Origin of the sequence: Streptomyces sp. NPDC059037, assembly GCF_042740015.1 — a bacterium.
GTDB lineage: Bacteria > Actinomycetota > Actinomycetes > Streptomycetales > Streptomycetaceae > Streptomyces.
On the sequence record NZ_JBHYIG010000418.1, the window covers coordinates 1 to 5,829 of the forward strand.

The 5,829-nt window shown below is 71.4% G+C and carries 4 protein-coding genes and 3 tRNA genes; 4 read left to right on the forward strand and 3 right to left on the reverse strand.

Features of this window, described 5'->3' with window-relative positions:
• Positions 1-150: 150 nt before the first annotated feature.
• From ACFWY6_RS43570 to ACFWY6_RS43580, 3 genes are all read right to left on the reverse strand, one after another.
• Positions 151-2,463 (reverse strand): DEAD/DEAH box helicase, encoded by a 2,313-nt coding sequence (locus tag ACFWY6_RS43570; protein ID WP_384702913.1) that lies wholly within the window; start codon positions 2,461-2,463, stop codon positions 151-153.
• Positions 2,464-2,764: 301 nt separating this feature from the next.
• Positions 2,765-3,334 carry a hypothetical protein gene (locus tag ACFWY6_RS43575; RefSeq protein ID WP_384702916.1) on the reverse strand — a complete coding sequence of 190 codons (570 nt, stop codon included), beginning with the start codon at positions 3,332-3,334 and terminating at the stop codon, positions 2,765-2,767.
• 88 nt (positions 3,335-3,422) lie between these two features.
• Positions 3,423-3,773: a metallopeptidase family protein gene (locus tag ACFWY6_RS43580; protein WP_190082831.1), complete on the reverse strand. Its 351-nt coding sequence runs from the start codon at positions 3,771-3,773 to the stop codon at positions 3,423-3,425.
• An 83-nt stretch (positions 3,774-3,856) separates the two neighbouring features.
• Here ACFWY6_RS43580 and ACFWY6_RS43585 point away from each other — a divergent pair, with 83 nt between their 5' ends.
• The 4 genes from ACFWY6_RS43585 (at position 3,857) to ACFWY6_RS43600 (ending at position 5,789) form a co-directional block, all read left to right on the forward strand.
• Positions 3,857-5,425 carry a metallophosphoesterase gene (locus ACFWY6_RS43585; RefSeq protein WP_384702920.1) on the forward strand — a complete coding sequence of 523 codons (1,569 nt, stop codon included), beginning with the start codon at positions 3,857-3,859 and terminating at the stop codon, positions 5,423-5,425.
• 79 nt (positions 5,426-5,504) lie between these two features.
• Positions 5,505-5,577: transfer RNA gene (locus tag ACFWY6_RS43590), tRNA-Glu, on the forward strand.
• 39 nt (positions 5,578-5,616) lie between these two features.
• Positions 5,617-5,691: transfer RNA gene (locus ACFWY6_RS43595), tRNA-Asp, on the forward strand.
• Between the two features lie 24 nt (positions 5,692-5,715).
• Positions 5,716-5,789, forward strand: a tRNA-Phe gene (locus ACFWY6_RS43600).
• Positions 5,790-5,829 lie beyond the last annotated feature (40 nt).

The window sequence follows — 5,829 nt, forward strand, 5'->3', positions numbered from 1 at the left end:
CGCTTTACTTCCCCTTCTTCTACTTCCCCCCGCGGGGGCCCCGCCGCGCCGAAAAACACACACTCATTGTTCGGCACGCGCCCCGGGGCCCCCCCCCCGCGCCCCGCCCCCGCTGCCGTTCAGTCAGTCACTCGGGCATCAGCCGATGACTCAGCCGTTGCGCTTCCAGCGCGGCTTGTCGTCGCGGCGGCCGAAGGAACCGGTGCCGGTGCCGGAGCGGTCGCGGTTGAACGCCGGGCGGTCGTGGCCACCGGAGCGGGCGCCGCCGGAGGGGCGGTCGTCGCGGCGGTCACGGTTGAACGGACGGTCGCTGCCGCGGTGGCCGCCGGAGGGGCGGTCGTCACGGCGGAAGGAGCCGCCACGGTCGTCACGGCGGTCGCCGCCGCGGAAGCCGCCACGGTCACCGGAGGGACGCTCGTCGCGACGGAAGCCGCCACGGTCACCCGACGGACGCTCGTCACGGCGGAAGGAGCCGCCACGGTCGCCGGAGGGACGCTCGTCACGGCGGAAGCCGCCACGGTCACCCGACGGACGGTCGCCGCCACGGAAGCCGCCTTCACGACGGTCGCCACCACGGAAGCCGGAGCCGCCACGGTCGTCACGACGCTCGAAGGAACGGCCACCACGGTCGCCGCCCTCACGGCGGTCGCCGCCACGGAAGCCACCCTCACGACGGTCGCCACCACGGAAGCCGGAGCCACCGCGGTCGTCACGACGCTCGAAGGAACGGCCACCGCGGTCGTCGCGGCGCTCACGCTCGTAGTTGCCGCGCTCGTCACGCTGCGGACGGCGGTTCTCGTACGAGGAGGAACGCTCCTCCCGCACCGGAGCGGACTGCTCGGGCACGGAGGCGGCGGCCTCGACGGCGGCCTCGGCAGCGGCGGCGGCCTCGGCCACCGCGACCTCCGGGTCCTCACCGCGCTCGCGGGCGGCACGCGCGGTGAGGCGCGTGGCCTCCTCGCGCAGCTCCGTCGCGCGGCGGGTGGCGCGCTCCAGCTCCTTGGTGAGGTCCTTGACCTCACGCTCGGCCTGGGTCGCGGCGTTGCCCGCGGAGTCGGCCTGCACCTCGGTCATCGAACGGGCGCCGGTGATCTCGGCGACCTCCGGCTCGAAGGTGCCGCCGCCGTTGATGATGTGACGCGAGGCGTCGACGCCCGCGTCCTCCATCAGGCGGAAGATCTGGCGGCGCTGGTGCGGCAGGGACAGCGAGACGACCGTGCCGGAGCGGCCCGCGCGAGCGGTACGGCCGGAGCGGTGCAGGTAGTCCTTGTGGTCACCGGCCGGGTCCACGTTCAGGACCAGGTCGATGCCGTCGACGTGGATACCGCGGGCGGCGACGTCGGTCGCGACGAGCGCGTTGACGTAGCCCTTCTTGAAGTCCTCGAGCACGCGGGTGCGGGCACCCTGCGTCATGCCACCGTGCAGCGCGTCGGCCTTCACGCCGGACTCGCAGAGCTGCTCGGCGATGCGGTCGGCGCCCAGCTGAGTGCGGACGAAGATGATCGTGCGGCCCTTGCGCGCGGCGATGGCGGCCGTGACGGGCGCCTTGTCGCGGGGCTTCACGATCAGGATGTGGTGGGTCATGGTCGTGACGGCGCCCTGGGCGGCGTCGACCTCGTGCGTGACCGGGTTGTTCAGGTAGCGCTTGACCAGCGTGGAGATCTCGTTCTCCATCGTGGCCGAGAAGAGCATCCGCTGGCCACCGGACGGGACCTGGTCGAGCAGCTCCGTGACCTCGGGCAGGAAGCCCAGGTCGGACATCTGGTCGGCCTCGTCGAGCACCGCGATCTGGGTGTTCTCGAGCGAGCAGGCGCCGCGGCTGATGATGTCGCGCAGGCGGCCCGGGGTGGCGACGAGGATGTCGACGCCGCGCTCGAGGGCGTAGATCTGGTTGCCCATGGACGTACCGCCGCAGACGACCTTCATCTTCAGGCCGAGGACGTCGCCGTAGGGCTGGAGGGCGTCGGCGACCTGCATCGCCAGCTCGCGGGTCGGGGTCAGGATGACGCCGCGGGGCTTCTTCTTCTCGGTGTGGCCCTCGGCCAGCTGGGCCAGCATCGGCAGACCGAAGGAGAGGGTCTTGCCGGAGCCGGTGCGGCCGCGGCCCAGGATGTCCTTGCCGGCCAGGGCGTCCGGGATGGTCGCGGCCTGGATCGGGAAGGGGGTGTGCACGCCGTTGCGGGCGAGCTTGCGGACGACACCGTCGGGCAGACCGAGGTCGCCGAAGGTGATCTCGGGCTCGGCGTCGGCGTCGGCTTCGGCCTCGACGGCTTCGGCTTCGGCGTCGGCGTCGGCGTCGGCGTCGGCGTCGGTGGTGACCTCGGTGACGTCCTCGGCCGGGGCGGTCTCGACGACCTCGACGACCTCGGCGACAACCTCTACGGCGTCGTTCTCGACGGTCTCGACAGCCTCGACGGCCTCGTTCTCGGGCAGGACGGCGTGGTCAGAACTGAAAATGGACATGCGAAATGCGAAACCTTCCGGAGTCTCGGCACGCGCCCGTCAACTCCGTGATTTCGCAATGGACCGCCTCTATGCGGTCAGCCACGGCAAGGGAGAGTACGCGCCACGCGGCGCTCTTCTGTGTCGGCGCCGGGCAAATGGGATCAAACGATCTACCACCATACGCACCCACCACCCCATAAGGCAAACCGAGCTGTCCGAGGCACCTTCGATTCAAGGCCGCACGGCCCGGCTCACCTGCGACGAAGCGGGTTTCGGCCAGCGGCCGATCTACGTCGATCCACCTCCGGAGTACGCCGGTCTACGCGGGCCCGGCCTCCGGAGAGGGCTCCCGCGACACCGGCTCCGTCGACCGCTGCCCGAGCTGGGTGTCCTGCTTGGGCTCCTCGTGCGCCGAGGACGAGGGCTCCGGGGTGGGCGGCGTGGGCGTCGGCGTGGGGGAGGGCTTCGGCGGGGTCGGCGTCGGCGTGGGGGACGGCTTCGGCGGCTTGGGCGAGGTGGGACTCGGCCCGCCGCCCTTCGTCGGCGACGCGGGGGCTGCGGCGCTCCCGGACGCGGAGGCGGAAGCCGGGGCTGCGCTGCCCGGCGCGGCATCACCCGCGCCGGTGTCCCGCCCCTTGCCCTTGCCCGCCCGCTTCCCCTGCCCCTCGCCCTTGGCGTCGCCGTGCCCGCCGCCGGAGCCACCGCCGGCCGAGCCGCCACCCGGCGAGACTCCCCCGCCGTCCGGGGCGGCCGCCCCGTCGCGCTGCCCCGCGGAACGCGCGGGCCCCGGCGCATCGCGCCCGTCGTCACCGATGCTCATACAGCCCGCGGTCGCCATGACGGCCACCGCGGCCGCGGCCCACCGGACAGGAACGTACAACTGGCGCACGGCCGAGCACCTCCGAGGCGCTGGAAATCGGGACGCCCTGCCCAACTCCCCTGCCCCACAAGAGGACACGGACCGCGCCGCCGTCCCGTCAGCCGTAGCCAAGCGCGTGCAGCCGCTCGTCGTCGATCCCGAAGTGATGAGCGACCTCGTGCACCACGGTGATCTCCGTCTCCGCCACCACGTCCTCGCGCGACTCACACATCCGGAGTGTCGGCCCCCGGTAGATGGTGATGCGGTCGGGCAGCACTCCCGCGTACCACTCGCCCCGGTCTGTCAGCGGAGTTCCCTCGTAGAGCCCGAGCAGCTCGGGATCCTCGGCGGGCGGTTCGTCCTCCACGAACACCGCCACGTTGTCCATCAACCGCGTCAACTCCGGCGGAATCCGGTCGAGCGCCTCGGCGACCAGTTCCTCGAACTCTTCCCGCGTCATCTCCAGCACACCCCCATTGTCGGCCACGGTCCCGCATGGCCACCCGCCGCCGTGGGCATACGGGACCAATGACCCGCGACGTCACAGTCGTCATGCAGGGGATGAAAAGGATCAAGGGCATACGAAGGGCGCCCGCCGCCCTCGTACGCCACTACCGCGCACGCCACACGCACCCGGTCGGCGAACTGATCAGCCCTCCGCACCCGTACGGCCGCGCCATCGGCCTGGTCGCGGTCGTCGTGCTCGGCGCATGGCTCGGACTGCTGATCGTGGGCAGCGTGCATGTGCCCGTGGGCCCGATGGACACCCGGATGACGCTGCGCCCTTCGGCGACCGGCGGCACGAAGATCGACGTGTCGCCGCTGGGCGCCCTCGAATTGCGCTCCCATGTCGCGCCCATCCGCCTCGACGTGGACGTCGACCGCCTCGACCCGGTGCGCTCGCAGGCTCTGGTCGACCATCCCGAGCGGATCTCCGGGCTCCAGGACGAGGTGGCGCGGGACGTCCAGCACGGAGCCATCGACCTGGCCGTACGCTCCTGCGCCGCCGTCGTCTCGGGCGCCACCGCACTGGGCCTCGCCGTCTACCGCCGACCGCGCCGCGCACTGGCGGCGGGCGGCCTGGCCCTTGCCCTGCTCGCGGCGTCGGGCACGGCGGCGTACGCGACATGGAACCCCAAGTCGGTCCTTGAGCCGAAGTTCTCGGGCCTGCTGAGCAGCGCGCCCTCCGTGGTCGGCAACGCCCGCAGCATCGTGAGCGAATTCGACGTCTACCAACAGGAGTTGGCGCGCCTGGTCACCAATGTGACGAAGCTGTACGACGTGACGTCGACGCTCCCCGCGTATCAGCCGGACCCGACCACGATCCGGGTCCTGCACGTCTCGGACATCCACCTGAACCCCGCGAGCTGGAAGATCATCGCCTCGCTCGTCGAGCAGTACGACATCAACGTCATCGTCGATTCCGGCGACACGATGGACCACGGCAGCGCGGCGGAGAACGCCTTCCTGGACCCGGTCGAGGACTTGGGAGCCCCCTACGTCTGGGTCCGCGGCAACCACGACTCGCGCACCACGCAGCGCTATCTGCAGCGCATGAAGAACGTGCACGTCCTGGACGAGGGCCGGGCGGTCTCGGTCGCGGGCCTGCGGTTCGCCGGGACGGGCGATCCGCAGTACACCCCCGACCGCTCGGTCGCCGCCGAGGGCAAGCCCGTCGAGGTGATGGCGGGCATCCGCCTCGCATCGGCCCTGCGCGACCAGAAGGCGGCGGGCACGCCCGTCGACGTGGCCATCGCCCACAACCCGGACGCGGCGCGCGAGACGGACGGCGAGGTGCCGCTCGTCCTGGCCGGCCATGTCCACCACCAGGAGATGGAGGTCATGGAGGGCGGCACCCGGCTGCGCATCGAGGGCTCGACGGGTGGCAGCGGTCTGCGGGCGGTGGAGGGCAAGTACCCCGACCCGGTCGAGGCGTCGGTCCTCTACCTGGACCGCGACACCCGCCGCCTGCAGGCCTGGGACGAGATCAGACTGGGCGGCCTCGGGCTGACGAAGGCGGAGGTCAGCCGCCATCTCCCCAAGGAGAACCAGCCGGGCGCGACGCCGTCGCCGCCCCCTCCGGACCGCTCTGCGGAGAGCGGTTCCCCGGCCCCCCGATAACCGTTTTGGCGATAGCTCCCCGCATCCCATATGCTTCTCACGTCCCCGACGCGCTGCAAAGCGCCCAGGTGGGCCCTTAGCCCTCATCGTCTAGTGGCCCAGGACGCCGCCCTTTCAAGGCGGTAGCACGGGTTCGAATCCCGTTGGGGGCACGCAACACCTTGTGCGAGACTAGTGCTCGCACAACGCTTGGTCCTGTGGAGCAGTTTGGAGTGCTCGCCACCCTGTCAAGGTGGAGGCCGCGGGTTCAAATCCCGTCAGGACCGCTTGCAGTTCTTCTCGAACTGCGTGGCTGGGTAGCTCAGTTGGTACGAGCGATCGCCTGAAAAGCGATAGGTCGCCGGTTCGATCCCGGCCCCAGCCACTTCCCCGAAGGCCCCGTCCAGTGGACGGGGCCTTCGCCG